General features: G+C 66.4%; 24 protein-coding genes and 1 tRNA gene. 12 read left to right on the top strand and 13 right to left on the bottom strand.

The features are described from left to right. Positions 1 to 22 precede the first annotated feature (22 nt). The 3 genes from JL37_RS11910 to JL37_RS11900 form a co-directional block, all read right to left on the bottom strand. On the bottom strand, positions 23 to 715 hold the full coding sequence (locus JL37_RS11910) for a cytochrome b/b6 domain-containing protein (protein ID WP_043544309.1): 693 nt from the start codon (positions 713 to 715) through the stop codon (positions 23 to 25). A gap of 88 nt (positions 716 to 803) precedes the next feature. Beyond that, complete coding sequence (locus tag JL37_RS11905; RefSeq protein WP_043544308.1) at positions 804 to 1,085, bottom strand: hypothetical protein; 282 nt, start codon at positions 1,083 to 1,085, stop codon at positions 804 to 806. Positions 1,086 to 1,755: 670 nt separating this feature from the next. After that, the gene (locus JL37_RS11900; protein WP_043544307.1) at positions 1,756 to 2,115 is read right to left on the bottom strand and encodes a hypothetical protein; all 360 of its coding nucleotides are present in this window, start codon (positions 2,113 to 2,115) and stop codon (positions 1,756 to 1,758) included. A 94-nt stretch (positions 2,116 to 2,209) separates the two neighbouring features. On the opposite strand from JL37_RS11900, the gene JL37_RS11895 reads away from it, so the two are divergent. The 5 genes from JL37_RS11895 to JL37_RS11875 all read left to right on the top strand — a co-directional run bounded on the left by JL37_RS11895 (position 2,210) and on the right by JL37_RS11875 (position 6,965). Then, on the top strand, positions 2,210 to 2,719 hold the full coding sequence (locus JL37_RS11895; protein ID WP_043544306.1) for a GNAT family N-acetyltransferase: 510 nt from the start codon (positions 2,210 to 2,212) through the stop codon (positions 2,717 to 2,719). Positions 2,720 to 2,865: 146 nt separating this feature from the next. Beyond that, a complete protein-coding gene (locus tag JL37_RS11890) occupies positions 2,866 to 3,579 on the top strand; it encodes a DUF3053 family protein (RefSeq protein ID WP_043544360.1) in 714 nt (237 codons plus the stop codon). A gap of 55 nt (positions 3,580 to 3,634) precedes the next feature. Continuing rightward, positions 3,635 to 4,726 carry an AI-2E family transporter gene (locus JL37_RS11885; protein ID WP_043544303.1) on the top strand — a complete coding sequence of 364 codons (1,092 nt, stop codon included), beginning with the start codon at positions 3,635 to 3,637 and terminating at the stop codon, positions 4,724 to 4,726. Positions 4,727 to 4,855: 129 nt separating this feature from the next. Further along, entirely contained in the window at positions 4,856 to 5,077 is a 222-nt protein-coding gene (locus tag JL37_RS11880) for a hypothetical protein (protein WP_043544300.1), read from the top strand. Positions 5,078 to 5,390: 313 nt separating this feature from the next. Then, the gene (locus JL37_RS11875) at positions 5,391 to 6,965 is read left to right on the top strand and encodes a sensor domain-containing diguanylate cyclase (protein WP_043544298.1); all 1,575 of its coding nucleotides are present in this window, start codon (positions 5,391 to 5,393) and stop codon (positions 6,963 to 6,965) included. Between the two features lie 10 nt (positions 6,966 to 6,975). On the opposite strand, the gene JL37_RS11870 is transcribed toward JL37_RS11875, so the two are convergent. Beyond that, the gene (locus JL37_RS11870) at positions 6,976 to 7,218 is read right to left on the bottom strand and encodes a hypothetical protein (protein ID WP_043544297.1); all 243 of its coding nucleotides are present in this window, start codon (positions 7,216 to 7,218) and stop codon (positions 6,976 to 6,978) included. A gap of 164 nt (positions 7,219 to 7,382) precedes the next feature. On the opposite strand from JL37_RS11870, the gene yddG reads away from it, so the two are divergent. Beyond that, on the top strand, positions 7,383 to 8,291 hold the full coding sequence (gene yddG / locus JL37_RS11865) for an aromatic amino acid DMT transporter YddG (RefSeq protein WP_043544295.1): 909 nt from the start codon (positions 7,383 to 7,385) through the stop codon (positions 8,289 to 8,291). Between the two features lie 44 nt (positions 8,292 to 8,335). Here yddG and JL37_RS11860 read toward each other — a convergent pair whose 3' ends face one another. Further along, positions 8,336 to 8,521 (bottom strand): hypothetical protein, encoded by a 186-nt coding sequence (locus JL37_RS11860; protein ID WP_043544294.1) that lies wholly within the window; start codon positions 8,519 to 8,521, stop codon positions 8,336 to 8,338. Between the two features lie 258 nt (positions 8,522 to 8,779). On the opposite strand from JL37_RS11860, the gene JL37_RS11855 reads away from it, so the two are divergent. From JL37_RS11855 to JL37_RS11840, 4 genes are all read left to right on the top strand, one after another. Continuing rightward, positions 8,780 to 9,019, top strand: coding sequence for a hypothetical protein (locus JL37_RS11855; RefSeq protein WP_043544293.1), 240 nt, complete (start codon positions 8,780 to 8,782; stop codon positions 9,017 to 9,019). Positions 9,020 to 9,167: 148 nt separating this feature from the next. Continuing rightward, positions 9,168 to 9,359 carry a hypothetical protein gene (locus JL37_RS11850; RefSeq protein ID WP_043544292.1) on the top strand — a complete coding sequence of 64 codons (192 nt, stop codon included), beginning with the start codon at positions 9,168 to 9,170 and terminating at the stop codon, positions 9,357 to 9,359. A 192-nt stretch (positions 9,360 to 9,551) separates the two neighbouring features. Beyond that, the gene (locus JL37_RS11845) at positions 9,552 to 10,463 is read left to right on the top strand and encodes a hypothetical protein (protein WP_052097123.1); all 912 of its coding nucleotides are present in this window, start codon (positions 9,552 to 9,554) and stop codon (positions 10,461 to 10,463) included. A 169-nt stretch (positions 10,464 to 10,632) separates the two neighbouring features. Further along, positions 10,633 to 12,192, top strand: coding sequence for a sensor domain-containing diguanylate cyclase (locus tag JL37_RS11840; protein ID WP_043544291.1), 1,560 nt, complete (start codon positions 10,633 to 10,635; stop codon positions 12,190 to 12,192). A 17-nt stretch (positions 12,193 to 12,209) separates the two neighbouring features. On the opposite strand, the gene JL37_RS11835 is transcribed toward JL37_RS11840, so the two are convergent. The 5 genes from JL37_RS11835 to egtD form a co-directional block, all read right to left on the bottom strand. Further along, a complete protein-coding gene (locus JL37_RS11835) occupies positions 12,210 to 12,527 on the bottom strand; it encodes a hypothetical protein (protein WP_156124288.1) in 318 nt (105 codons plus the stop codon). A 127-nt stretch (positions 12,528 to 12,654) separates the two neighbouring features. Continuing rightward, positions 12,655 to 13,230, bottom strand: a complete 576-nt coding sequence (locus JL37_RS11830; protein ID WP_043544288.1) for a sugar O-acetyltransferase — start codon at positions 13,228 to 13,230, stop codon at positions 12,655 to 12,657. A gap of 211 nt (positions 13,231 to 13,441) precedes the next feature. Then, positions 13,442 to 13,518, bottom strand: a tRNA-Met gene (locus tag JL37_RS11825). A gap of 166 nt (positions 13,519 to 13,684) precedes the next feature. Then, a complete protein-coding gene (egtB, locus tag JL37_RS11820) occupies positions 13,685 to 15,001 on the bottom strand; it encodes an ergothioneine biosynthesis protein EgtB (RefSeq protein WP_043544287.1) in 1,317 nt (438 codons plus the stop codon). Between the two features lie 35 nt (positions 15,002 to 15,036). Continuing rightward, complete coding sequence (gene egtD / locus JL37_RS11815; RefSeq protein ID WP_043544286.1) at positions 15,037 to 16,014, bottom strand: L-histidine N(alpha)-methyltransferase; 978 nt, start codon at positions 16,012 to 16,014, stop codon at positions 15,037 to 15,039. A 345-nt stretch (positions 16,015 to 16,359) separates the two neighbouring features. On the opposite strand from egtD, the gene JL37_RS11810 reads away from it, so the two are divergent. Together JL37_RS11810 and JL37_RS11805 are read left to right on the top strand one after the other, a co-directional pair. Beyond that, entirely contained in the window at positions 16,360 to 16,695 is a 336-nt protein-coding gene (locus JL37_RS11810) for a YqjD family protein (RefSeq protein WP_043544285.1), read from the top strand. Between the two features lie 77 nt (positions 16,696 to 16,772). Continuing rightward, positions 16,773 to 18,173 (top strand): phospholipase D-like domain-containing protein, encoded by a 1,401-nt coding sequence (locus JL37_RS11805; RefSeq protein WP_231570333.1) that lies wholly within the window; start codon positions 16,773 to 16,775, stop codon positions 18,171 to 18,173. A gap of 20 nt (positions 18,174 to 18,193) precedes the next feature. On the opposite strand, the gene JL37_RS11800 is transcribed toward JL37_RS11805, so the two are convergent. The 3 genes from JL37_RS11800 to JL37_RS11790 form a co-directional block, all read right to left on the bottom strand. Next, entirely contained in the window at positions 18,194 to 19,858 is a 1,665-nt protein-coding gene (locus JL37_RS11800; RefSeq protein WP_043544284.1) for an FMN-binding glutamate synthase family protein, read from the bottom strand. 84 nt (positions 19,859 to 19,942) lie between these two features. After that, positions 19,943 to 21,169 carry a YeeE/YedE family protein gene (locus JL37_RS11795; RefSeq protein WP_043544281.1) on the bottom strand — a complete coding sequence of 409 codons (1,227 nt, stop codon included), beginning with the start codon at positions 21,167 to 21,169 and terminating at the stop codon, positions 19,943 to 19,945. Between the two features lie 156 nt (positions 21,170 to 21,325). Continuing rightward, positions 21,326 to 22,606 carry an arsenic transporter gene (locus JL37_RS11790; protein WP_043544280.1) on the bottom strand — a complete coding sequence of 427 codons (1,281 nt, stop codon included), beginning with the start codon at positions 22,604 to 22,606 and terminating at the stop codon, positions 21,326 to 21,328.

The following is a 22,606-nucleotide window of genomic DNA, read 5'->3' as shown; positions in this document are numbered from 1 at the left end:
GCTTCTTTCTGGGCGGACGGTGTTAGGAAAAAGACATGTCGGCCGCGATTTCCAGCGACCGGATCCACAGCACCAGGCCAGTGACGCAAGCGCCGAGCACCAGGGCGCGCAGCCAGACGGCGAGGCCGTCCTGTGTGGGCGGCGTGCCGGCCGGCACGTCCTTGGCGTCGACCTTGCCCGTGATGATCGCGCGCACCAGCCGCTTGCGGCGCACCAGCGCGTACCAGGCCACGGCGGCCAGGTGCAGCGCCACCAGGCCGATGATGACCCACTCGTTGAGTTTGTGCCAGGATGTCATGGCGCCGGCGAAGGCTGCGCTGACGTGTCCGAACAGAGGGCCTTGCGTCATGATGTCATCGGTGGCGAACAGGCCGCTCACCGCCTGGAATCCGATGACCAGCAGCAGCGCCACGACGGACAAGGCTCCCAGGGGATTGTGGCCGGCCGGCGCGGCGCCGCCCTTCAGATAGTTGGCCACGGCGGCCGGGCCGCGCAGGAACTGCGCGAAGCGCGCGTAGCGGGGGCCGAAGATTCCCCACAGCAGCCGGAACAGGATCAGGCCCAGGGCCGTGCAGCCGAAGCGCACGTGCCAATCCATATAAAGGCCGCCGAGCTTCACACTGACGAAGGCGCCGACGATACAGACGACGAGCGCCCAATGGAATAAGCGGGTGGGGAGGTCCCAGATGTGGACCGCGAGACGATTGTTCTGCATTTGGGGATCGCCAAGGCCTGGTTTTCCAGGGACTTTATCACGCGCGAACCGCCCCGCCGCCCTGGGAAAAGGGTGGGGCGGGACGCGTTCAGTGGGCGGCGCGGCGCACCGGTTCGATGCGATGCACGTGCTCGTGGCGGAAGCGGATGCGCTGGCCCGGGGCCTTCTGCGCGGACGCGCCGCAGGGCACGACTTCGGTCGTGTAGGTGGTCGTGCCGTCGATCGGCGCGTTGAAAATGACCGTGGCGCGGATTTCCGGGCCATCCACCGGTTTCAGGTAGACGATGTCGCCGACGTGGATCGGCATGTTGTCCAGCTTGGTGTGGGCGGGACGTCGGATCAGGTCCGAGGTGGTGAAATGGATATTCATGGTGTTTGTTCTCTTGGTTTCTAGTTATGGGAAAAGCCGGTTCTGCCATGGCCCGTGAGCTTGCCATGACACTACCTGATAACAGCCGCGAACCCTTTGCGCATTCTCATGCTTCACGCACGGACTTCGCGCCGCCATGCCATCGCCCAGTCTGGGGCGGCATCATTGCAGGCATATGGCGCGCTGGCGCAACAATGCGTTTTCCGGCGCAAGTGGTCGGGCCTGGGATCGTGCCGTAACTCGCCGCGGGGCAGTGGTGCGCAGCTCGCCGTGGTTTGCCGAGGTTTGCTTTAGCCGTGGCTGGTTTTCAGGGCGGCTTGTTTGCAGGACCGCCCGCGTTTCGGGTGCCGCGCCGTTTGTTTTCTGATGGGAATGGGCGCGGATAACGGCCTTGCTGTCGAGTGCGGGAGGCGGAGCGGTGCTAGATGCAATTTTATTGGCACCTTTTTTATTGGCCCCTTTATTTGCACGCTCATTGTGCTTGGTGCCGTGCCTGCCCGTGCTTGCGTAAGTCGCTTTAGCTTTACCTTTACGTAAGTCGCTTTAGGTTCTTTCGCAAAAAGCACTCAACCACTAACGATACGACAAGTTGGCGTATTTTGCAAGCATTTTATTGAGGGATGGAAAGAGCGGCGGCCTTGGGCCGGTTTTTTGGCCCCGCCGTGCCGCTTCAATGGGTGGCGGGTCGGGCCTGGCGCTGGGCTTCGATGATCAGGCCTTCCAGGCGCGGAGACATGCGCAGCGCCACTTGCGCGCCCATTTGGCCGTCGGGCCCGCGCTCCGTTTCCAGCGCCAGGCCGATGCGTTCGTTGTCGAAGGCTTCCGGCGCCGCCTGGATTTCCACGTAGCGCTCCAGCAGGGCGTCGACCGCCTTTTGCGCGTCGGCCAGCGCCTCGTCCGACAATTGCCCATGCCCCAGGTACTGGTTGACCACCCGCGCCAGGTCATTCATGAAAAACAGCAGGGCGGCTGCGCCGCGGCAATCGGGATGGGCGAAGCCCCAGGTGTCGGGGGTAGCGTTCTGAGTCATGGGAAGAAGCCAGCGTTACGTGCGGCCGCAGGGGCCGAAAACACTATTTTATGGGAACGGAGGGCAGGTCCGCATGGTGCATACTTCGACGCCTATGATCAGACTTGCACGCTCCTCCGACCTGGCCGGCCTGGCCGATATCGAACGTTCCGCCGGGAAGCGGTTCCTGGGCACCCCCATGGCCTGGGCCGCGGGCGACGATCCGGTGCCTTTGGCTGTGCTGGCACGGGCGCAGGCCGACGGCCTGCTGTGGATCGCCGAGGGCGAGGACGGCCTGCCCGCCGGATTCGCGCTTACCCAGCCCATGGAAGAGGACCTTTATCTTGCAGAGATGGCGGTGGTCCTGCCGCGGCAGGGGCGCGGGCTGGGACGCGCCTTGCTGCAAGCCGTGCGCGCGCATGCGCGCGCTGCCGGCTACCGGTCTGTGGTGCTGACCACCGACCGGGAGTTGCCCTGGAACGCGCCCTTTTACCGGCGGCACGGTTTTTCCGAACTGCGGGCGGACAGTATTCCGGCGCCGCTCGCGGCGCGCCTGCGCCTGGAAGAAGAGGCGGGTTTCGACCCGGCGCGCCGGTGCGCGATGGCCTGCCCGGCAGAAGCGTGAGGCGCCCTGTGTCAACACGCTTCGATGGCAACAAATTCCGCCCGCCGGCAGCGGCCGCGTGGCGCTTCGGGATAATCTGCGGGAGTGGGGCTGCCCGGAAACGGGGCTGCGCCGCTTTCGCAAACCCGCATGCAAGGAGGATGGGCATGGCATTGCTGCGAGCTTGCCTTCTGGGCTTGGCGACGGCGTCGATGCTGTTGCTCGCGGCCTGCGTCAACAAGGAGCCGCAGGAACGCACGGCGTTCATCCAGCTGCTGCAATCCCGGATCAGCAGCGCGTCCCTGGTGCCTCTTGCCGTGCTGAGCAAGCCGGAAAAAGAAGCCGTGGGCGATTATGCCGACGCCTACGACGTGATCGTCGACTTCCAGCAGGCCATGGCGAAGGCCGCCGTGGCCATGCGGGACGTGCTGGCGGTGGAGACCCTGCGCTCGGTGGGCGACATCGTGGAGCGCAGGGCGCGCTTCGAGGCCGCGCGCAGGACGCTGGCGGAGAATGCCGCCAAGCTCGAGGATGCGCGCGCCGAGGCGGACAAGGCGCGGGCCGGCATGACACTGCCGCCCGACCTCGCGCCCGTCTACGACGGCGTCTACGACGAGGCCGTGACCGCTCCCGCCGCGGAACTCATGGATGCGGCTTCGAAAATGGACGCGGTCGCCCGCGATGCCCTGGGCATCGCGGATTTCGTGGCCGCGCATGAGGACGACATCCTCCTCGTGGACGGACAGGCGCTCGTAACGATGCCGACTGTCCAGCAGGAGTTGAACCTCCGCCTGCAAGGGCTGAATGCGCAATCGGATGGCCTGGAGCGGGCCCGCGCCACCTTGTCGCAGACTGCCGGCATGGCGCGGGGCGAACCCTGACGCCGCGCTTTGTACAATGCGGGTCTCGCGGCGCTTGCCGTGCCTGGGACGGAACATGAGCCAATCTTCCAGCGTGCACTACAGAACCTTTCTGCTCCTGCTGGTGGTGGTCACCATCGCATTCGGCTGGTTGCTGTGGCCCTTCTACGGGGCCGTTTTCTGGGGCGCCATCCTCGCCATCATCTTTGCCCCCTTGCAGCGCCGCCTGGTGCCGCGCATCGGCGGGCGACGCAACCTGGCGGCGCTGATCACGCTGCTGCTCGTGCTGCTGCTGGTGATCCTGCCCTTGGTCGTCATCAGCGGATCGCTGGTGCGCGAAGGCGCGAACCTCTATCAAAGCATCAAGTCCGGGCAGGTGAATTTCGGCGCGTATTTCCAGCAGGCCATGGCCGCCTTGCCGCCGTCGGTGCACGACCTGCTGGCGCGCTTCGACCTCGCCGACATTCCCAGCCTGCAGGAAAAGCTCAGCGCGGGGGCGATGCAGGCCAGCCAGTTCCTGGCCACGCAGGCGCTGAGCATCGGGCAGGACACGTTCCAGTTCGTGATCAGCTTCGGCATCATGCTGTACCTGCTGTTTTTCCTGTTGCGCGACGGCCCGCAGTTGTCGGCGCGGCTCAAGCGCGCCATGCCCCTGAGCGACACGCACAAGCAGCATCTGTTCCGCAAGTTCACGACCGTCGTGCGCGCCACCGTGAAGGGCAACGTCGCCGTCGCCGCGGCGCAGGGCGCGCTGGGAGGCATCATTTTCTCGATCCTCTCCATCCAGGGCGCCTTGCTCTGGGGGGTGATCATGGGCTTTCTCTCGCTTCTGCCGGCGGTGGGCGCGGGCCTGATCTGGGCGCCGGTCGCGATCTACTTCCTGCTGACGGGCGCGACCGTGAAGGGCGTCGTGCTGATCCTGTTCGGCGTGCTGGTCATCGGCATGGTGGACAACGTGCTGCGCCCGATCCTGGTGGGCAAGGACACCAAGATGCCGGATTACGTGGTGCTGATCTCCACGCTGGGCGGAATGGCCTTGTTCGGCCTGAACGGCTTCGTGATAGGTCCGTTGATCGCCGCGCTGTTCATGGCGAGCTGGGATCTGTTCGCCCCCTTGCCGGAAGCCTCCCCCGGCGCCGCCGAGGAGCGCCTGCCAGCGAAGAAGTAGCCCCGGCGGGCAGAATGGATGGCCGCCGCGCCATCCGTACGCCTCGCCGCGGGTGTATGGTGTAGCAGCGCCGGTCCCGCCTGGGACGGGCCTTTCGTGTCGACTTCGCCTATCAGGAGCGTGTTGCATATGGAATGGAAACTGCATCGGTCGGGCTGGATCGAAGAACGTAATTTCGACATCGAATTCGCCGAGACCCCAGAGGGCTACCACGCCCGGGTGCGAGTCTTCGGCTTTCCCATACTGGAAGACACCAAGCATGTCTTTCCCAACGAGGCGCTGGCGGAGAAGGGCGCCTTGACCTTGCTCAAGAGCCAGTTCACCGGCACGCCGGACCTGGAAGAGCAATAGCGTCCGGCGGGCGCGGCAGGCCGTTGCCGATGGCCGGCCCCGGACCGCGCCCGGCCAGGCCTGGCCCGCCTGCGGGCAGGATCATGGCCGGGCACGCCTTTTCGGAGTAAATTGGGGACGCCGGGATTCGGCCGCTCCTGTGTCCGCTACGCGGGTTGCGGATTGTGCGATTGCGAGCTTCTGTAATAATTTCTGACTTCCGTTCGCGCGTCGGCGCAGGGCCGGGCCGGACGTTTCGGGAGGCGCATGAGTTCAATGGTGTCAGTCCGATCGCAGTCCCGCAGCCCGAGGGCTCCCTTTGGCGGGCCCGCTCATGGCTGACGGCCAGAGCGTCACCGGCGCGCAGCCCCGGGCGCCGCGCCGCTACTCCATGCGCGTGGGGCTGCTGGCCCTGGTCGTCGCCTGCATTTCGCCTGCGCTGGTGGTGGCGTCGGTGGCCGTCTACGAAAGCTACGTCATCCAGAAAGAACGGATTTTCCGCGACACGATTTTCCTGGCGCGCAATCTCGCGGCGATTCTCGATCGGGAACTGACCGGCGTCGAGGCCGGCTTGAAGATGCTCGCATCTTCTCCGGATCTCGTCGCGGGCGACCTCGCCGCCTTCCATGAACGCGCGCGCGAAGCGGCGCACTTCCAGATCGTCGACAACTACGTCCTGACCGACAGGGACGGCCGCCAGCTCGTCAATACGGAAGTGCCTTTCGGCCATGCCCTGCCTGCGAGCGGCGCGCCCGCGGAGCTGGCGCGCGTCTTCCATACACGCGCGCCGGTGCTGACGGGCCTGTTCTCCGGCGGGCTCAACGCCGGCCCCGCCATTGCTCTCGGCGTGCCGGTGATCCGCAGCGACGAGGTCGTCTACAGCCTGAACGTCGGGATACTGCCCGAACGCATCGGCAACGTGCTGGGCCGCCGGACCTTGCCGGACGGCTGGGTCGCCGCCGTGCTGGACGGCTCCGGCACCATCGTCGCCCGCACGCGCGACACGTCGAAGTTCGTCGGCCAGAAGGCGGTGCCCGCGCTGACCCGCGCCGTGCTGCAGGAAAGCGAGGGATCGCTGGAGACGGTCACGAAGGAGGGCACGCCGGTCTATACCGCGTTCAGCCGGTCGTCGCTGTCGGGCTGGACCGTCGCGGCCGGCGCGCCCATGGCCTTGGTGACGACGGACCTGTACCGCTCCATCGCCTGGATCGCCCTGGGCACCTTGTTCGCCTTCGGTCTGGGGCTATGGCTGGCCCTGCGGCTCGCCAACCGCCTGACCTCGGCGGTGCAGGGGCTGGTCGTGCCCGCGCTCGCGCTGGGCAAGGGGCGCGTGGTGGAGGTGCCAGGCACGCGGGTCAAGGAGGTGGCGGAGGTGGGCGGCGCGATGCGGCAGGCCTCGCGCATGCTGGCCCACGCGCAGCACCTGGCGCACTACGACCCGTTGACCGGCCTGTGCAACCGGGTACTGTTCGGCGAACTGGTGCAGCGCGAGCTGGCGATGGCGCAGCGCAGCGGCGAATCGTTCGCCATTCTTGCGATCGACCTGGACGGATTCAAGGCGGTCAACGACATGCACGGGCATGCGGCCGGCGACGCGGTGCTCAAAGAGGCGGCGGAGCGCATGGCCGAAGCGGTGCGCGTGTCGGATGTCGCGGCGCGCCTGGGAGGCGATGAGTTCGCGGTGCTGCTGATCGGCGCCAACAAGGAGAACGCGAGGCTGGTCGCGGAATCGCTGGTCGAGTGCCTGTCCCGACCCTATCCCGGCATTCGCGCCGCCGTATCGGCCAGCGTGGGCGTCGCCATGTTTCCGCAGTCCGGCATGGCTCCGCGGGATTTGCTGGAGCGCGCCGACGTGGCGCTATACAAGGCCAAGGGGGAGGGCAAGCGGCGCGTCGTGTCGGACGTGTAGCGCAGCCTGTTCAGGCCTCGTGGCGCGGAGCGGGCAGGGCTGTCAGTACCTCGCCCGATTTCAGGCGGTATCGGTTGCGGTCCAGCGGAAGCACGCGCTCGCCGTCGGAGGTCCGGAGGATGTAGCGTGTCGCGTCGGGCGGGTGCGCCGCGGCGTGCGTGCCGTCTGCGTGCAGGAAAACCTCTATGCGGTAGAGCCGGCCCGATTCCGTGCTGGCGAGAACATCGCTCAATCTGCGTATCGATATGGTCATGCGGCTTTTTCTCCCTGTTAGTCGCCGTGGCGGGGAGGGCTTCCAGCCCTGGCCCCTGGCTTGCGAGGCGCCAGGGGCGCCCGGGTTTTCGCTAAACTGCCCGGCTTGGCGTCCCGCCGCCCGAAGGGCAAGGCGAGGGCAACTACGGGCAATCGGAAACGGTAATGCAATTTTCTTTCGGGCGTAATACGGCCACCTCCTTAGGTTTGCTGGCAGTCCTGCTGTGGGGCACTGTGGTCGGCCTGATCCGCAGCGTCAGCGAAAGCTTCGGCCCCGTTGGCGGCGCCGCGCTCATCTATACCGTGGGCTCCATCTTCCTGGTGGTGCTGCTGGGATTTCCCAGGCTGCGGACCTTTCCCCGGTCGTACCTCGTCGTTGGCAGCGTGCTTTTCGTCGCGTATGAAATCTGCCTGTCGCTCTCCCTCGGCTTCGCGGCCAACCGCGGGCAGGCGATCGAGCTGGGTATCGTCAACTATCTCTGGCCGTGCTTCACGGTGGTCCTCGCCATGCTCATCAACGGGCAGCGGGCCAGCGCGTGGGTAGTGCCCGGCATTCTGCTATCGCTGGGCGGCATCGTCTGGGTGGTCGGCGGATCGGGCGGCTTGTCGTGGGAACGCACCGTCGCGAACGTGTCCAGCAACCCTCTCAGTTACGGATTGGCATTCAGCGGCGCCATCATCTGGGCCCTGTACTGCAACGTGACGCGCCGATTCGCGGACGGCAAGAACGGTGTCGCGCTGTTTTTCATGTTGACCGCGGCGGCCCTGTGGGCCAAGTACCTGCTTGGCGGCGAGCCCGCGCTGACGTTCACCGGGCCTGCCACGCTCGAACTGTGCGTGACCGGCGGGGCCATGGCGGCAGGCTACGCGCTGTGGAACGTGGGAATACTCAAGGGCAATCTGACCTTGCTGGCCACCGCGTCGTACTTCACGCCGGTCTTCTCGACCTTCTTCGCGGCCGTGTGGCTCTCGACCCATCTGACCGCCTCGTTCTGGCAAGGCGTGGCCATGGTCACGGCCGGTTCGTTGATCTGCTGGGCGGCAACACGCGGCAAGGCGGCCCGGAACGGGTAGCCCCGGGCGCGCGCATCATGGCGTCATGGAGAGGAGTTGCTGGATCAGAGCACGGATTGCGCGACCGCGTACCCAAGGGGGATCAGCAGAAGCGAAGCGAACAGGGAACTGACGATCGCCGCCGATACTTTCAGCCAGGGCTCGGGCCCCGCACTTTGAATCGTTTGAATCACCAACGCGACGATACCCATAACCATCAAACAGCTGATAACCACTGCTACGTGAGTCATGTTGTCTCCGTCCTCGCCTGATTAAAGGGATTCGGCGCCGCTGAGCGGTCTATATGTTTGTAATGATTGTGCGCCTGTATTCGCGTGGCGGGCCCTAGGGTTTTCCAGGCGCTCCGCCCGGTTTGTGGCGTATTTGCCGCGGGGTGTGCAGCATGAAATTCATGTGCGGTCGCAGCATTTCCGGATGGGCCCACGATGTCGTGGCGGCGGCCGGTTTGCGCTACGATGGCGGCGTCGAATCACCCGAGAGGCCGCCAGATGCCGCAGAAATTGCGTCCGGGCACGCGCGCAACGTTGCAGGTCAGGCAATTGATGCCCGGCGAGTTCGCCTGGATCATCACCTTGTTCGACCCCGAGTCAGGCAATGTGCGCAGCACCAATTACTCGGAGAAGCGCTACGGCAGCCAGGACGAGGCCTCCGCCGCCGGAAAGGCCGCCGTGCTGGAATTCCTGGGCAATGGCGGCCAGAAAAGCCTGGAATCCAAGCCCAGGCCCTGAAACCCAGCCGACCGCACACGTCTCCAAGCCCTCGAAAGAGGGCTTTTTTCCGGGGCGCACTTCAAATGGGCCGAGCGGCGCGGCGCTGCCGGGAACAAGGCTTGCTGGGAAAGGCGGGCGCATTCCGCGCCAATCGAGGAGACCCGCCATGTCCCAGTCCACGCATAGAGAGCCCGGCCTGCCCGACGACCTGCCTCCGGACGACCCCGCGCTTCCCGGCAACCTGCCGCCCGACGGGTCGGTGCCGGTGCCCAACCCGCCGCCGGACGAGCCCGAGGAGGATCCGTCCGTTCCGCGCCGGCCGGATCCGAGCGATCCGCGCACGATCGATCTGGCCTGACAGCCATGTACCCCGCTGCGCGCAACGCGCAGCCCATGCAAGGAGGCTTCCATGCGTTCGATTCTGTTGTGGCTGCTTGGCGTTCCCATCCCCATCATCATCCTGCTGGCGCTTTTCTGGCATTGATCCAGGCCCTTACCCGCCGCGGCGGCGCAGCGCCGCCGCTCCCTCCCAATGAACAAGGAAGAGTCCATGGAAAACGCATCGATGTCGAACCAGCCTTACGCCAATGACGCGCTCCCGCGCGAGTCCGCGATCTCCGCCGTCTCGTGGGCGGCGGTGTTCGCCGGCGCGGTCATCGCCGCGGCGCTCTCGCTTGCCCTGTTCGCCGGCGGCGCAGGGCTGGGCTTCCTGTCCGTCTCTCCATGGGGAGACGAAGGCCTTTCGGCCCCTGCCGTCGGCATCGGCGTGATCGCCTGGATGCTGTTCACTCAGATCGTGGCCTACGGGATAGCGGGCTATGTCGCGGGCCGCTTGCGCACCAAGTGGGTCGACGTACACGCCGACGAGGTCTATTTCCGCGATACGGCGCACGGCTTTCTCGTGTGGGCCGTGAGCGCGGTGGTCAGCGCGGCGCTCATGGGTGCGTCCATCGTCACGCTGGCCTCGGGGGTGGCGAAAACGGGCGCCTCCGCGGCCGGCGGGGCGGCAACCGCGGCGGCCACCGCGACCGCCGCGGCGGGGGGCAGCGGCGCAATGGAGCAGGCAAGCGACTACTTTGCCGACATGCTGCTACGGACCGACCGGCCCGATGCCGCGGGCGACCGCGCCGACGCCCGCGCGGAAGTGGGCCGCATCGTCGCGGTCAGCCTGGGACGCGGCGACATGACGCCTGAAGATCGGGACTATGTGGCAAGCGTCGTCGCCGCGCAGGCCGGCATCGAGCCCGGCGCGGCGCGGAGCCGGGTCGAGCAGGCGATCCAGCAAGCGAGGAAGGCGGCCGACGAGGCCCGCCAGAAGGCCAGGGAGGCCGTGGACAGCGCGCGCAAGGCCGCTGCCGCGTTCGCGTTATGGGGCTTCGCGTCGATGCTCATCGGCGCGTTCGTGGCGAGCCTGGCGGCGACCTGGGGAGGCAGGCGCCGCGATACGCAGCGGCTGCCCTAGAACCGCCCGCGTGCCGCGGCGCAACGGCAAGGCTGCGCCGCGGCTCGACATCCCCGGTCCGCGAGGCGCTGGGCAGGCGCTGGCCGGCATGTGCGCCGGGATGTGCTTTTCGCGCGATAGATGGTAGAAAGCAGATTCGTACTCGGTCGCCAGGGCGTGGGGTGATTGCTTGAGAAAATCGAGAGTTACGCTTTTGGTCCTCATCGTCGCCCTGTCCGTACTGACGGCGATGATTGCATTCATCAACGCCCTGGTCGTGGCCCAGATCGTCCAGAGAGACCAACTGATTGCCAGGTCCCTGGAGGCCAACGGAGCGTATGCCGCCAAGCTGGCGGAGACGGTCGACCTGTACGTCGAGTCGATACAGCGCCAGCTGGAGGTCAGCGCCAGCCGCATCCCCGCCATGCTGGATTCGCGGGCGGCGCTGGATGCCGAGGCCGCAAGGGTCGCCAGGCAGTCGGACGGCGTGGTGGCGGCTTTCATTGCCGACAGCGCCAACAGAATCATCGCCTTCGAGTCATTGGCGCCGGAACTCACCGAAAAGCCCGCCATGTTGAATCGCGGCGAGATAGACCGGCGCGAAGTCGCGGGCCATGTTTCGGCCGCGTACCTGTCCGCCAAGGGCTTTCCGACCGTGCTGTTCTCGGAGCCCATCCGCGATGCGAAAGGCCAGTACCTGGGCCTGGTGGGCGCGGCGATGTTCCTCAGGCGGGACAACGAACTGGACCGCCTGATAAACGTCCATTTCCATCACGATGGGTCCTATGTCTATGTGGTCGATTCCCACGGCAAAATCCTGGTTCACCGGGACAAGGCAAGAATAGGGACGAGCGAAAGCGGCAATGTGGTCGTCGATGCGGTGGGGCGCGGCGAGGCGGGCTCCATGTCGGTCACAAACACGCGCGGCAAACGGTTCTTCGCCGGCTACGCGCCGATGCGCAGTGGCAATTGGGGCGTGGTGGTGCAGACGCCGGAAGAGGTGACGCTGGAGCCGCAGCAGGATCTGCTGTGGCGCTCTCTGCTGTATTCGATTCCAGCCGCGGTGCTGGCATTGCTGCTGATCTACGTCCTGGCCCGTTGGATCTCCCTGCCGCTTTCCCGCCTGGCGCGGGCCATGCAACTGCGTGGCGACGAGGCCGGCGCGGCGCTGCGCAGCGTCTCTCCGTGGTACTTCGAGGCGCGGCAGCTGCGTGAAGCGGTCGACGCGACCCTGGCGCAGCACCAGCGGCAGATTACCGAGCTCAATACGGAAAACCTGACCGATCCGATGACGCGGCTCCTGAACAGGCGCGGCGTGGAAGGCGAGGTCGCCCGGCTCAGGTCCGCGCGGCAGCCGTTCGCCGTGCTGGCGCTGGACATCGATCACTTCAAGCGAGTCAACGATACGTTCGGCCACGCCGCCGGCGACAAGGTCCTGATCATGCTGGGCGACCTCATGCGCGCCAGCATCCGGGCCGGCGACTCGCCGTGCCGCGTCGGGGGAGAGGAGTTCCTGGTATTGATGCCGGCCGGCGACGAGGGCATTGCGCGGCGGGTCGCGGAGCGGATCCGCGCGACCGTGGAGAGCACTGAAATGCCCGAGGGCGTGGGGTATATCACCATCTCCATCGGCGTGGCCCGCTGGCCCGAGGACGACGAGGATACGGACGGAGTCATGAAGCGCGCGGACCAGGCGCTGTACGGCGCCAAGAACGCGGGCAGGAACCGGGTCGTGGTGTATCCGTGCTAGCCCGCCGTGTACGCCCGCTACTTGTGTTGCCGGGACTGCCTGTCCATGGAGTGCTGGATGCTCTCTTCTTCCAGGGCCTGTTGCTGGAGTATGCAGTTGTCGTACGCCGGGCTTGATCTTGAAATACCTAGCGAATCGCACTTCTTGCGGTAATTTTCTGCCTCCATCTCATCGAGGGCGGCGCATCCGCCGAGTAAAGACGCTGCGGTAAAGACCAGCGGCAGCACGGTAAATCTCGAAATGAGTTGCGACATGCCTGTTTCTACCTTTTGGGCGAAGGATGTTCCGGAAGTATGGTGCCTGGCCATTTTCGGCAAATTGCCGCCTTTGGTCAAAAGCGGGAATCCTGCGGCGTTCGGTGCGGGCTCGCGCTTCGTCGAGACTGATTTCCAGCGAGCCAGGGATCTTCAAACTGCGTGCAACGGCCGCGTTTCGCCGCGCCGCGTAATTGAAGCGCCTCGGTCAGGATTGCACGCCGCCGATCGGACGGGCGGGATTGCCCGCCACGGTCTTACCGGCGGGCACATCGCGGGTGACTACGCTGCCAGCGCCAATGATCGCGTTGTCGCCCACCGTTATGCCAGGCAACAATATCGCTGCGCCACCGATCCATACGTTGCTGCCTACGCGCACGGGACGGCCGAACTCCAGCCCCGCGTCTCGCGTGGATGCATCCCGGGGGTGGTCCGCGGCAAGGATCTGAACGCCCGGGCCGATCTGCGTACCGTCGCCGATAACAACCTCCACCACGTCGAGGATCACGCAGTTGAAGTTGAGGAATACCCCTTTGCCCAGCCGGATGTTGAAACCGTAGTCGCAGTGGAACGGCGACCGTACCACTGCATCTGCGCCTACCGACCCCAGGCGTTCGCGCAGGAGATCGAATCGCTGGACGCGGCTTAGCGTTATGGCGGAGTTGTAGCGTGCGAGCCACGCCATGGTGGCGGTCTGCTCCTGTTGGATTTCGGGGGCGGCAGGATCGTAGAGGGCGCCCGCGAGCATTTTCTCGAGTTCACCGGTTCGGCGAGTAGGGGACATGGGGAGCTCCTTTTTCAAAGCCGCTCGTGAACGCGGTGGCTGAAGCGCTGCGGTCGACGCGGTGCAGTTCAGTCCGACATGATGTCAGATGGAGATATGGCGTCAGATCGAGATATGGCGGCCAGATCAATATACGCAATTGCAGTGCGGCCGCCGGAGAAAGCAAAAGGCCCTCACCGAAGTGAGGGCCTTTAAATGCTTTCAAATTCTTTGGTGGCGCATCCCTGATTCGAACAGGGGACCTGCGGATTATGATTCCGTCGCTCTAACCGGCTGAGCTAATGCGCCACGCGTTTTTTTACTGCCTATTCCTATTACTGCTTCCTACTGCTTCCGTTCATCGCCGTTGCGTTGCCGCTGTTGTGCTGCAAGCGGTGATTAACGAAGAACGAAATTCTAGCATGAAGTTTTTCCGATGCGCAAGCGGCTGGGAATGAAAATTTCCAGGAGTGCGTCAGGCGTCCCGGGCAAGGCGGATGCCGGAGAACTGCCAGCGGGCCTCGGGCGGGAAAAAGTTGCGGTAGCTGGGGCGGATATGATCCCGGGGCGTGGCGCAGGATCCGCCCCGCAGCACGTATTGGTTGCACATGAACTTGCCGTTGTATTCGCCGACGGCGCCGGCGTCGGGCTTGAAGCCGGGGTAGGCGTCATAGGCGCTGGAGGTCCATTCCCAGGCGTCGCCGAAGAGCTGCACGGGTCCGCCGGAACCGTTGCGCGTGGGGGCGGGGCGGGGATCCAGATGGCCGTTTTCAAGCATGTTGGCGCGGGCGGTGAGTGCGCCTTCCGGCAACTGGCGGGCGGCATGTTCCCATTCTGCTTCGCGCGGCAGGCGCACGCGGGCCCAGCGGGCGTAGGCGTCGGCCTCGAAATAGCTGACGTGCGTGACCGGGGCCTGCAGTTCCAGGTCCTGCAGGCCGCGCAGGGTGAAGACGCGCCATTCGTCGCGCTGGCGCTCCCAGTAGAGCGGCGCTTGCCAGCCCTGCGCGCACACGATGTCCCAGCCCAGGGACAACCACAGCTCCGGCCGCTTGTAGCCCCCGTCGCGGATGAACGCCAGGTACTCGTGCTGGGTCACCAGGCGGTCGGCCAGGTGGAACGGGGCCAGCAGCACCTCATGGGCGGGGCCTTCGTTGTCGAAGCCGAAGCCGCGTCCGTCGTCGCCGATGCGGGTGATGCCGCCGGCGTATCGGGTCCAGCCGGCGGGCGTGGCCGGGGGCAGGGCGGGCGCGCCGGGCGCCACGTAGGCGGGCCGCAGCGGGTTGGCCGACAGCATGTGCTTTACGTCGGTCAGGATCAGCTCCTGGTGCTGCTGTTCGTGGTTCAGGCCGAGCTCCAGCAGCGCGTCGAAGTCGGGGTCGTTGCCGCCCAGCCGGGAAATCAGCGCATGCATGGCGCCGTCCACGTGCTGGCGGTACTGCAGCACCTCGCTCAGGGCGGGGCGCGACAGCAGGCCCCGCTGCGGGCGCGGATGCTTGGCGCCGATGGTGTTGTAGTAGGAATTGAACAGCATGCGGTATTGCGGGTGGAACACCGCATAGGATGGATGAAAGCGGGTCAGCAGGAAGGTCTCGAAGAACCAGGTGGTGTGCGCCAGGTGCCACTTGACGGGGCTGCAGTCCGGCATGGATTGCACTTGGCAGTCCTCGGGACTCAGCGGGGCGGCCAGCGCGGTGCTGGTCGAGCGCACGGCGTCGTACCGGTCATGCTGGCCCGCCTGGCCGGCCGCGTACGGCCCGGTGGCGGGGTGGGTCAGCAGGCACGCAGGTTCCATGGCGATCCTCCAGTGGCGTGTTGGGATAGCCCGCGTCAGGCGCGAGCGCTGAAAACAGAAAACCAGCCGCGGGAATCGGACCAGTGCGCAACATCGCGATAGCCGGCGCTGGCGAGCAGGCCGGCAAAGGATTGCGGGGTGAATTTGTAGGAATTCTCGGTGTGGATGCGTTCGCCGGCGTCGAACTCGCGTTGGCCGCCGGGCCAGGCCACGCGGACCGCCCGCTGCGCTTCCAGGTGCATCTCGACGCGCGATCGGGAACTGTTGAAGAGCGCCACGTGGCGCCAGTCGTCGACGTGGAAATCGGCGTCCAGCACGGTGTTCACGTGACGTAGCAGGTTCAGGTTGAACGCGGCGGTCAGGTGCAGCGCGTCGTCGTAGGCGGGTTCCAGCACCTGCCTCGCCTTGACGCGGTCCACGCCGACCAGCAGTCCGCCTCCTTCGCATTGGCCGCGGATGCGCTGCAGCATGGCGTGCGCGTCCTCGGGGCTGAGGTTGCCGATGCTCGAACCGGGGTAGAAGAACAGGCGCTGCTCGGGCGGAATGCTGGCGGGCAGCTCCAGTGCATGGGAGAAATCCTGTCCGATGGCGGTAATCCGCAAGTCGGGATACGACAGCCGCAGGCGGCGCACCGCTGACTGGAGGTAATCGGCGGAGATATCGATGGGGACGTAGTGGCGGGGCCGCAGGCTGGGAAAGAGGCGCTCCGCCTTGACGCAATCGCCCGCGCCCAGGTCGATCATCGATTGCACCGGCCCGATATGGCGGGCGATGTCGTCGCCGTGGCGCTGGAAGATTTCCGCTTCGCACCGTGTCGGGTAGTACTCCGGCAATTGCGTGATGGCCGTGAAGAGCGCGGAGCCGAGCGCGTCGTACAGGAACTTGGGATCGACGTGGGCCGGATGGTCCATCAGCCCGTCGCGCAGTTCGATCTGTTCAGGGCTGGGGTGCTGCAGGTGCTGCGCGATGAATTCCGGAGCGGCGGGGGCAAACAGCCTGGAAGGGGAAACCATGCGTTCAGATCCTTTTTTGAGGGGGGTGAAGCGCATTGCAAAGGTCTATTGTGGCGGCGATTGGGGTTGCGGTGTCAAGCGCTAAGCCGCTGAATGCAATGGACTTTTACGAAATCGGGCCGGGCCGGCCGGGCGCCCTGGCCTGGGCCGCCTCAAGCGGCGCGGCTGCCGGCGGATGAGCGGCTGCTGAAAGCGCCTGCTCCGCTGAAATATCGCATTACGGCTGGTTGCCAAAGCTCGGGCGGTGTGGAGGGATGGCGGCCACAATGAAAGCCGTGGCCTGACGCAGCGCGCCGTCGTGCGCGGAGACAGGCCCAACCATCCAAATAATCACAAGGAGCGACCATGAATCGAAAGCATCAACGCGCCGAAATGGCTTTGCACCGCGAACGGGTAAGCGACAGCTTCCAGGAATTGCTGGCGGGTACGGAAGACCTGCTGCGTTCGACGGCTTCGTACACGGGCTCCGAAATTGAAGCGGCACGCGCGCGCCTGCGGCGCCAGCTGGCCGACGCGCGCGAATCGGCGGGCGAGTGGGAGGGCGTGGCGCGTGAGCGCGCGCGCCGGGCTTCCGCCTATGCCGACGAGTACGTGCATGAGCATGCCTGGAAGTCGGTGGGCGTGGCGGCGCTGGTCGGCGCGTTGCTCGGGTGCTGCCTGATGGCGGGCGGCCGGCGCTAAGCCCTCGCATCATGTGGCCGCTTCCGGCCGTGCGCCGGGCCCCGCCCGGGCCGGGCGTGTCTCCGTGGCTGTCTGGCATGCGTCGATGGGCCAGCGCGCTGCCGCTGGCCTGTGTCGTTCTGCTGGCCGCCTGCGCCAGCGTCCCGGACGCGCAGGAGCGCGAGGCGCGCAAAGAGCAGGCCCACCTGTCCGCCGACGCCGCGCTCGACAGCTATCGCCGCGGGCAAGGCATTGCCGCGGACCCGGGAACGCCCAAGGACGATTTCCTGGCGCGCCACCTGGCTGTCGAACAGGCGGTCAGCGGCGCGCCCCTGGTGGCGGGCAACCGCGTCAGGCTGCTGGCGGATGGGCCCAGCACCTACCAGGCCATGCTGCGCTCCATCGGCCAGGCGCGCCGGTACGTCCACATGGAAACCTATATTTTCGATGACGACGCGGAAGGCTCGCGTTTCGCCGAAGCCTTGATCTCGGCGCGCAACCGCGGGGCCGAAGTGTCCCTGATGGTCGATGCCGTCGGCACGCTCAAGACGCCCGACGCCTTGTTCAAGCGCCTGCGCGATGCCGGAGTGCAAGTGGCGGTCTTCAATCCGGTCAACCCGGCCCGTGCCCGCGCTGGCTGGTCGCCCAACCAGCGCAACCACCGCAAAGTGCTGGTGGTGGACGGCAAGGTCGGATACCTGGGGGGCATCAACGTCAGCAGCGTGTATGAGTCATCGCCCGGGGCGAGCTCGGGCTCGGGTTCGGGCTCCGGGAAGGCGGACGCGGAGGCGGCCGGCGATGCCAAGGCGGCGCCCTGGCGCGATACGCATCTGCGAATCGAAGGGCCCGCGGTGGCGCAATTGGAGGCGGTCATCCGCGCGGGCTGGGAGTCGCAGTCCAAGGAGCCCCTCAAGGGCGGGGACTCATACGTGGCGCCGCCCTCGGGCGCGACGAGCGTGCGGATACTGGCGAACCAGCCGGACCGCAGCGATGGCTACACCGTGTACCTGACGCTGATGTCCGCGTTCGAGAGCGCGCAGCAATCCATCCACATCACCATGGCGTACTTCGTTCCCGATCCTGCCTTTATCGAGGTCCTGACGGCGGCGGCGCGGCGCGGGGTGGACGTGGTGCTGGTGTTGCCCGGCTTCAGCGATTCGTCGCTGGTGTTCCACGCCGGGCGCTCGCATTACAGCGATCTGCTGGACGCGGGAGTAAAGCTCTACGAGCGGCGCGACGCGTTGTTGCACGCCAAGACGGCGGTGGTGGACGGCGTGTGGTCCACCGTCGGGTCGAGCAACATGGACTGGCGCAGTTTCGCCTTGAACTACGAAATCAACGCCGTGGTGCTGGGACCGGAGTTCGCGGCCGAAATGGAGGCGCTGTTCCAGCGCGATGTCGCCGATTCGGTGCGCATCACGCCCGAGGCCTGGAAGGCCCGGGGCGTGGGCGACCGCTCCATGGAGTTCTTTTCGCGCATGTTCGAGCGCTGGCTGTAGCCGCGCCCGGGCCGGCCGGCTCAGGCGTGCGCCGGCGCGGCCTGGGCGGCATGCTCCTGCGCGAGGGCCGTGGTGATGTCGTGGGTAGGCTGGAACGAGCTGGCCTGCGCCATGGCCCAGCCGGCGCGGAACACCTGGTGCCGGAATTCGCCGCGCAGCAGTTCGCCGGGCGCGAGCTCTGGGAACAGCGCGGACAGCAGCCGGATTTCGCTGGGCGAGATGCGGCGGGCGATGTGGTGCGGGCGGAGCTGGCCGGGATGCGTCAGGCCGGCCGCGGCCAGCAGTTCGGCCAGGGCATGCAGCGTGTTGCGGTGGAAGTTGGCCACGCGCTGCGCCTTGTCCGGCACGACCAGCGCGCGTTGGCGCAGCGGGTCCTGCGTGGTGACGCCGGTGGGGCATTTGCCGGTATGGCAGGCCTGGGCCTGGATGCAGCCTATGGCGAACATGAAGCCGCGCGCCGCGTTGCACCAGTCGGCGCCCATGGCCATGACGCGCGCCATGTCGAACGCCGTGATGACCTTGCCCGATGCGCCCAGCTTGATGCGGTCCCGCAGGTTCACGCCGATCAGCGTGTTGTGGACCAGGCGCAGCGCTTCGCGCAAGGGAGTGCCGACGTGGTCGACGAATTCCACCGGGGCCGCGCCCGTGCCGCCCTCGGCGCCGTCGACCACGATGAAGTCCGGCGTGATGCCCGTTTCAAGCATGGCCTTGACGATCGCGAACCATTCCCACGGATGGCCCACGCAGAATTTGAATCCCACGGGTTTGCCGCCCGACAGTTCGCGCAGGCGCGCCACGAATTTCATCAGGCCGATGGGCGAGTCGAAGGCCGAGTGGGTGGCGGGCGAATTGCAGTCCTGCCAGGGTGCGACGCCGCGCGCCTCGGCGATCTCCAGCGTGACCTTGCCCGCCGGAAGAATGCCGCCATGTCCGGGTTTGGCGCCCTGGGACAGCTTGATCTCGATCATCTTGACCTGTGGCGTACAGGCGTTCTTGACGAAGGCCTCTTCCGAGAATGCGCCGTGCTCGTCGCGGCATCCGAAATATCCCGAACCGATATTCCAGATCAGGCTGCCGCCGGGCTGACGGTGGTAGCGGCTGATGCCGCCCTCGCCGGTGTCGTGCGCGAAATTGCCCTGGCGGGCGCCTTCGTTCAGGGCAAGCACGGCGTTGGCCGACAGCGCGCCGAAGCTCATCGCCGATACGTTGAAGGCCGACATGGAATAGGGCTGTGTGCACTCGGGGCCGCCCACGGTGACGCGGAAGTCCGTGTCGTCGATGCGCGAGGGCGACATGGAATGGTTGATCCATTCGTAGCGGTCGCCGTAGACGTCTTCCTGCGTGCCGAAGGGGCGCTTGTCGATCTCCCGCTTGGCGCGCTGGTAGACGATGGAGCGCTGCGCGCGCGAGAAGGGCGCAGCCTGCGTGTCGTCTTCGAGGAAGTACTGGCGGATCTCGGGACGTATGAACTCGAAGAGGAAGCGCAGATTGCCCAGGACCGGATAGTTGCGCCGGATGGCGTGGCGGGGCTGGATCAGGTCATACGCGCCCAGTGCGCCCAGAAGGGCCAGCGGAATGGCGATCCACAGCCACCAGGCCGAGCTTGAGAAGGCCAGGACCGCGGTGACCGCCGCGCCTGCCAGAGTCAAAAGAAAAGCCGTGTAGCGGCCGAAGATCCAGCTCATGTCCATCTCCGTATTTCGGGATGGAGCAACCATACACCAGCTACGGGCCCCCGCGAGGGGGGGACGTAGCTGGAATACTGTTTCTCAGCAGCTGGATGCCGGCGGCGTCTTCTCGACCGCCAGGCCGAAAACCGGACGCAGCCGCACGCCTAGGGCGCTGCCCGCGAAGGCGGCCGGGAGCCACAGCCAGGCGTGCAGGCTGCCCGACAGGATGCCGCTGAAATAAGCGCCGATATTGCAGCCGAAGGCCAGGCGCGCGCCATAGCCCAGCAGCAGGCCGCCTACGACCGCGCCGACCAGAGAGCGGGCCGGCACTTTCCAGACGGGGGCGAACTTGCCGGCGGCGCTGGCGGCGGCGAGCGCGCCCAGCATCAGGCCGATGTCCATGACGGTCGTGACGTCCTGGCGCAGCGGCGCGGCCAGCGAGGGCTGCTTGGCCCAGTAGGCCCAGGTGGCCACGTCGCCGCCGATGGCGTCCAGCGTCTTGGCGCCCCACAGCGCGAAGGCAGAAGTGATGCCCCAGGGGCGGCCGGCCAGCGCCAGCGTGGCGAAGTTCAGCGCGACCAGCGCCACGCCGCCCCAGATCAGCGGCCAGGGGCCTTGCAGCAGGGAGCCCGGCCGCGCGGTGCGCGAGGCGAACGAGATCACGTGGCCGTGGCGGCGCTTCTCCAGCGCCGTGACGGCCCAGGCAATCAGTGCGAAAACGGCCAGGTTCGCAATAAGCGCGGGCGCCAGGCCCCAGGCCTTGATGAGCGAAGTGGGCGCAAGTGCGGGCAGGGAGGACCACCAGCCGAAATTGGCGGTCGCGATGACGGAGCCGACGATGAAGAACAGCAGCGTGACCAGCATGCGGGTATTGCCGCCGCCGACCGCGAACAGCGTGCCCGAGGCGCAGCCGCCTCCCAGCTGCATGCCGACGCCGAACAGGAAGGCGCCCAGCACCACCGATACTCCCGGCGGCGACACAAAGCCGCTGACCGGCTGGCCGAACAGGGTACCCGCGGCGAGGAAGGGGAAAAACAGCAGTACGCCCGCGCCCAGCATCAGCATCTGCGCCCGCAATCCGGCGCCGCGGCGGTCCGACACGAATACGCGCCAGGCCTGCGTGAACCCGAAGGAGGCATGGTAAAGCGTGACCCCGAGCAGGGCGCCGACGACCCACAGCGCGCCTTGGCGCCAGCCGACGGTCTGGTTCAGGTACAGCGCGCCGGCCAGCACCAGCAGCAGGGCGATCCACAGCGGCTTGCGGTTGATCCGGATCGGCGGCAAAGCCGAGGAAGGCAGGGGGAGGGTAGAGGCGTTGGTGCTCATGCGGGAGTCCCGAGGGGGAAATACATAGAAATGCAAACGGGCGCGACGCCGCACCCGTGGGATGGTTGAAAGTCTAAGGCGCGCAGCAAATCTCTCAAAGCATCAATTTATGAGTTTTAAATAACTAAAAGTAATATTGATGCCTGCTGCGGGGGCCTATTGCAGCCGCCACACCAGCGCTGCGAGGGTCAGCAGCAGCACGGGCAGCGTGAGCACGATTCCTACCCGGAAGTAATAGCCCCACGTGATGCGCAAACCCTTGCGCGCCAGTACGTGCAGCCACAGCAGCGTTGCCAGGCTGCCGATCGGCGTGATCTTGGGCCCGAGGTCGCTGCCGATGATGTTGGCGTAGATCATGGCGTCTTTTACCGGCCCCGTGGCGCTGGTGTCCGCAATGGACAGCGCGCCCACCAGCACCGTCGGCAGGTTGTTCATGATGGACGACAGGAAGGCGGTGATGACGCCGGTGCCCAACGCTGCGCCCCACAGGCCGTGCTCCGCGCAGCGGTCCAGCACCTGAGCCAGATGCGCGGTCAGGCCGGCGTTGCGCAGCCCGTAGACCACCAGGTACATGCCGAGCGAGAAGATGACGATGTGCCAGGGCGCTTCGCGCATGATGCGCCGCGTGCCCACGACGTGCTGCCGGCCGGCGATCAGCAGCAGGCCCAGTGCGCCCGTCGCGGCGATCGCGCTGACGGGGATGCCCATCGGTTCCAGCACGAAGAAGCCTGCCAGCAGCAGCGCCAGCACGACCCAGCCGGCGCGGAAGGTGGTGAGGTCCCGGATGGCCGAGGCCGGCGCGGGCAGTTGGCTCACGTCGTAACGCGGCGGGATGCTGCGGTGGAAAAACAGCAGCAGCACGGCCAGCGTGGAGGCCACTGCCATCACGTTGACCGGCAGCATCACCGAGGCGTATTCGCCGAAACCGATGCCGAAAAAGTCGGCCGAGACGATGTTGACCAGGTTGGACACGATGAGCGCGACGCTCCCCGTGTCCGCGATGAAGCCCGCGGCCATCACGAACGCCAGCGAAGCGCCGGGCCCGAAGCCCAGCGCCACCAGCATTTCCATGACGATGGGAGTGAGGATCAAGGCCGCGCCATCGTTGGCGAACAGCGCGGAAACGGCCGCGCCCAGAAGAACGATCAGGACGAACAGGAGCCGGCCCCGGCCGCCGCCCCAGCGCGCCACGTGCAGGGCGGACCATTCGAAGAAGCCGGCTTCGTCCAGGATCAGGCTGGTGATGATGATGGCGATGAAGGTGGCGGTGGCGTTCCAGACGATGCGCCAGACGTCGGCGATGTCGGCCAGCTGGACTACGCCGGTGGCCAGCGCGAGCCCGGCGCCGAGCACCGCGCTCCAACCGATGGACAGGCCCTTGGGCTGCCAGATGACCAGGGTAATGGTGAGGACGAATATGGCGGCGGCGAGCAGCAT

This window comes from Achromobacter sp. RTa (assembly GCF_000757485.1).
Taxonomy (GTDB): Bacteria; Pseudomonadota; Gammaproteobacteria; order Burkholderiales; family Burkholderiaceae_B; genus Achromobacter.
This window is presented reverse-complemented; position numbering and strand designations above follow the sequence as displayed.

Coding starts and splice junctions, on each gene's coding strand:
- JL37_RS11910 (WP_043544309.1), bottom strand. CDS start 715: ATGCAGAACAATCGTCTCGCGGTCCACATCTGGGACCTCCCCACCCGC.
- JL37_RS11905 (WP_043544308.1), bottom strand. CDS start 1,085: ATGAATATCCATTTCACCACCTCGGACCTGATCCGACGTCCCGCCCAC.
- JL37_RS11900 (WP_043544307.1), bottom strand. CDS start 2,115: ATGACTCAGAACGCTACCCCCGACACCTGGGGCTTCGCCCATCCCGAT.
- JL37_RS11895 (WP_043544306.1), top strand. CDS start 2,210: ATGATCAGACTTGCACGCTCCTCCGACCTGGCCGGCCTGGCCGATATC.
- JL37_RS11890 (WP_043544360.1), top strand. CDS start 2,866: ATGGCATTGCTGCGAGCTTGCCTTCTGGGCTTGGCGACGGCGTCGATG.
- JL37_RS11885 (WP_043544303.1), top strand. CDS start 3,635: ATGAGCCAATCTTCCAGCGTGCACTACAGAACCTTTCTGCTCCTGCTG.
- JL37_RS11880 (WP_043544300.1), top strand. CDS start 4,856: ATGGAATGGAAACTGCATCGGTCGGGCTGGATCGAAGAACGTAATTTC.
- JL37_RS11875 (WP_043544298.1), top strand. CDS start 5,391: ATGGCTGACGGCCAGAGCGTCACCGGCGCGCAGCCCCGGGCGCCGCGC.
- JL37_RS11870 (WP_043544297.1), bottom strand. CDS start 7,218: ATGACCATATCGATACGCAGATTGAGCGATGTTCTCGCCAGCACGGAA.
- yddG (WP_043544295.1), top strand. CDS start 7,383: ATGCAATTTTCTTTCGGGCGTAATACGGCCACCTCCTTAGGTTTGCTG.
- JL37_RS11860 (WP_043544294.1), bottom strand. CDS start 8,521: ATGACTCACGTAGCAGTGGTTATCAGCTGTTTGATGGTTATGGGTATC.
- JL37_RS11855 (WP_043544293.1), top strand. CDS start 8,780: ATGCCGCAGAAATTGCGTCCGGGCACGCGCGCAACGTTGCAGGTCAGG.
- JL37_RS11850 (WP_043544292.1), top strand. CDS start 9,168: ATGTCCCAGTCCACGCATAGAGAGCCCGGCCTGCCCGACGACCTGCCT.
- JL37_RS11845 (WP_052097123.1), top strand. CDS start 9,552: ATGGAAAACGCATCGATGTCGAACCAGCCTTACGCCAATGACGCGCTC.
- JL37_RS11830 (WP_043544288.1), bottom strand. CDS start 13,230: ATGTCCCCTACTCGCCGAACCGGTGAACTCGAGAAAATGCTCGCGGGC.
- egtB (WP_043544287.1), bottom strand. CDS start 15,001: ATGGAACCTGCGTGCCTGCTGACCCACCCCGCCACCGGGCCGTACGCG.
- egtD (WP_043544286.1), bottom strand. CDS start 16,014: ATGGTTTCCCCTTCCAGGCTGTTTGCCCCCGCCGCTCCGGAATTCATC.
- JL37_RS11810 (WP_043544285.1), top strand. CDS start 16,360: ATGAATCGAAAGCATCAACGCGCCGAAATGGCTTTGCACCGCGAACGG.
- JL37_RS11805 (WP_231570333.1), top strand. CDS start 16,773: ATGCGTCGATGGGCCAGCGCGCTGCCGCTGGCCTGTGTCGTTCTGCTG.
- JL37_RS11800 (WP_043544284.1), bottom strand. CDS start 19,858: ATGAGCTGGATCTTCGGCCGCTACACGGCTTTTCTTTTGACTCTGGCA.
- JL37_RS11795 (WP_043544281.1), bottom strand. CDS start 21,169: ATGAGCACCAACGCCTCTACCCTCCCCCTGCCTTCCTCGGCTTTGCCG.
- JL37_RS11790 (WP_043544280.1), bottom strand. CDS start 22,606: ATGCTGCTCGCCGCCGCCATATTCGTCCTCACCATTACCCTGGTCATC.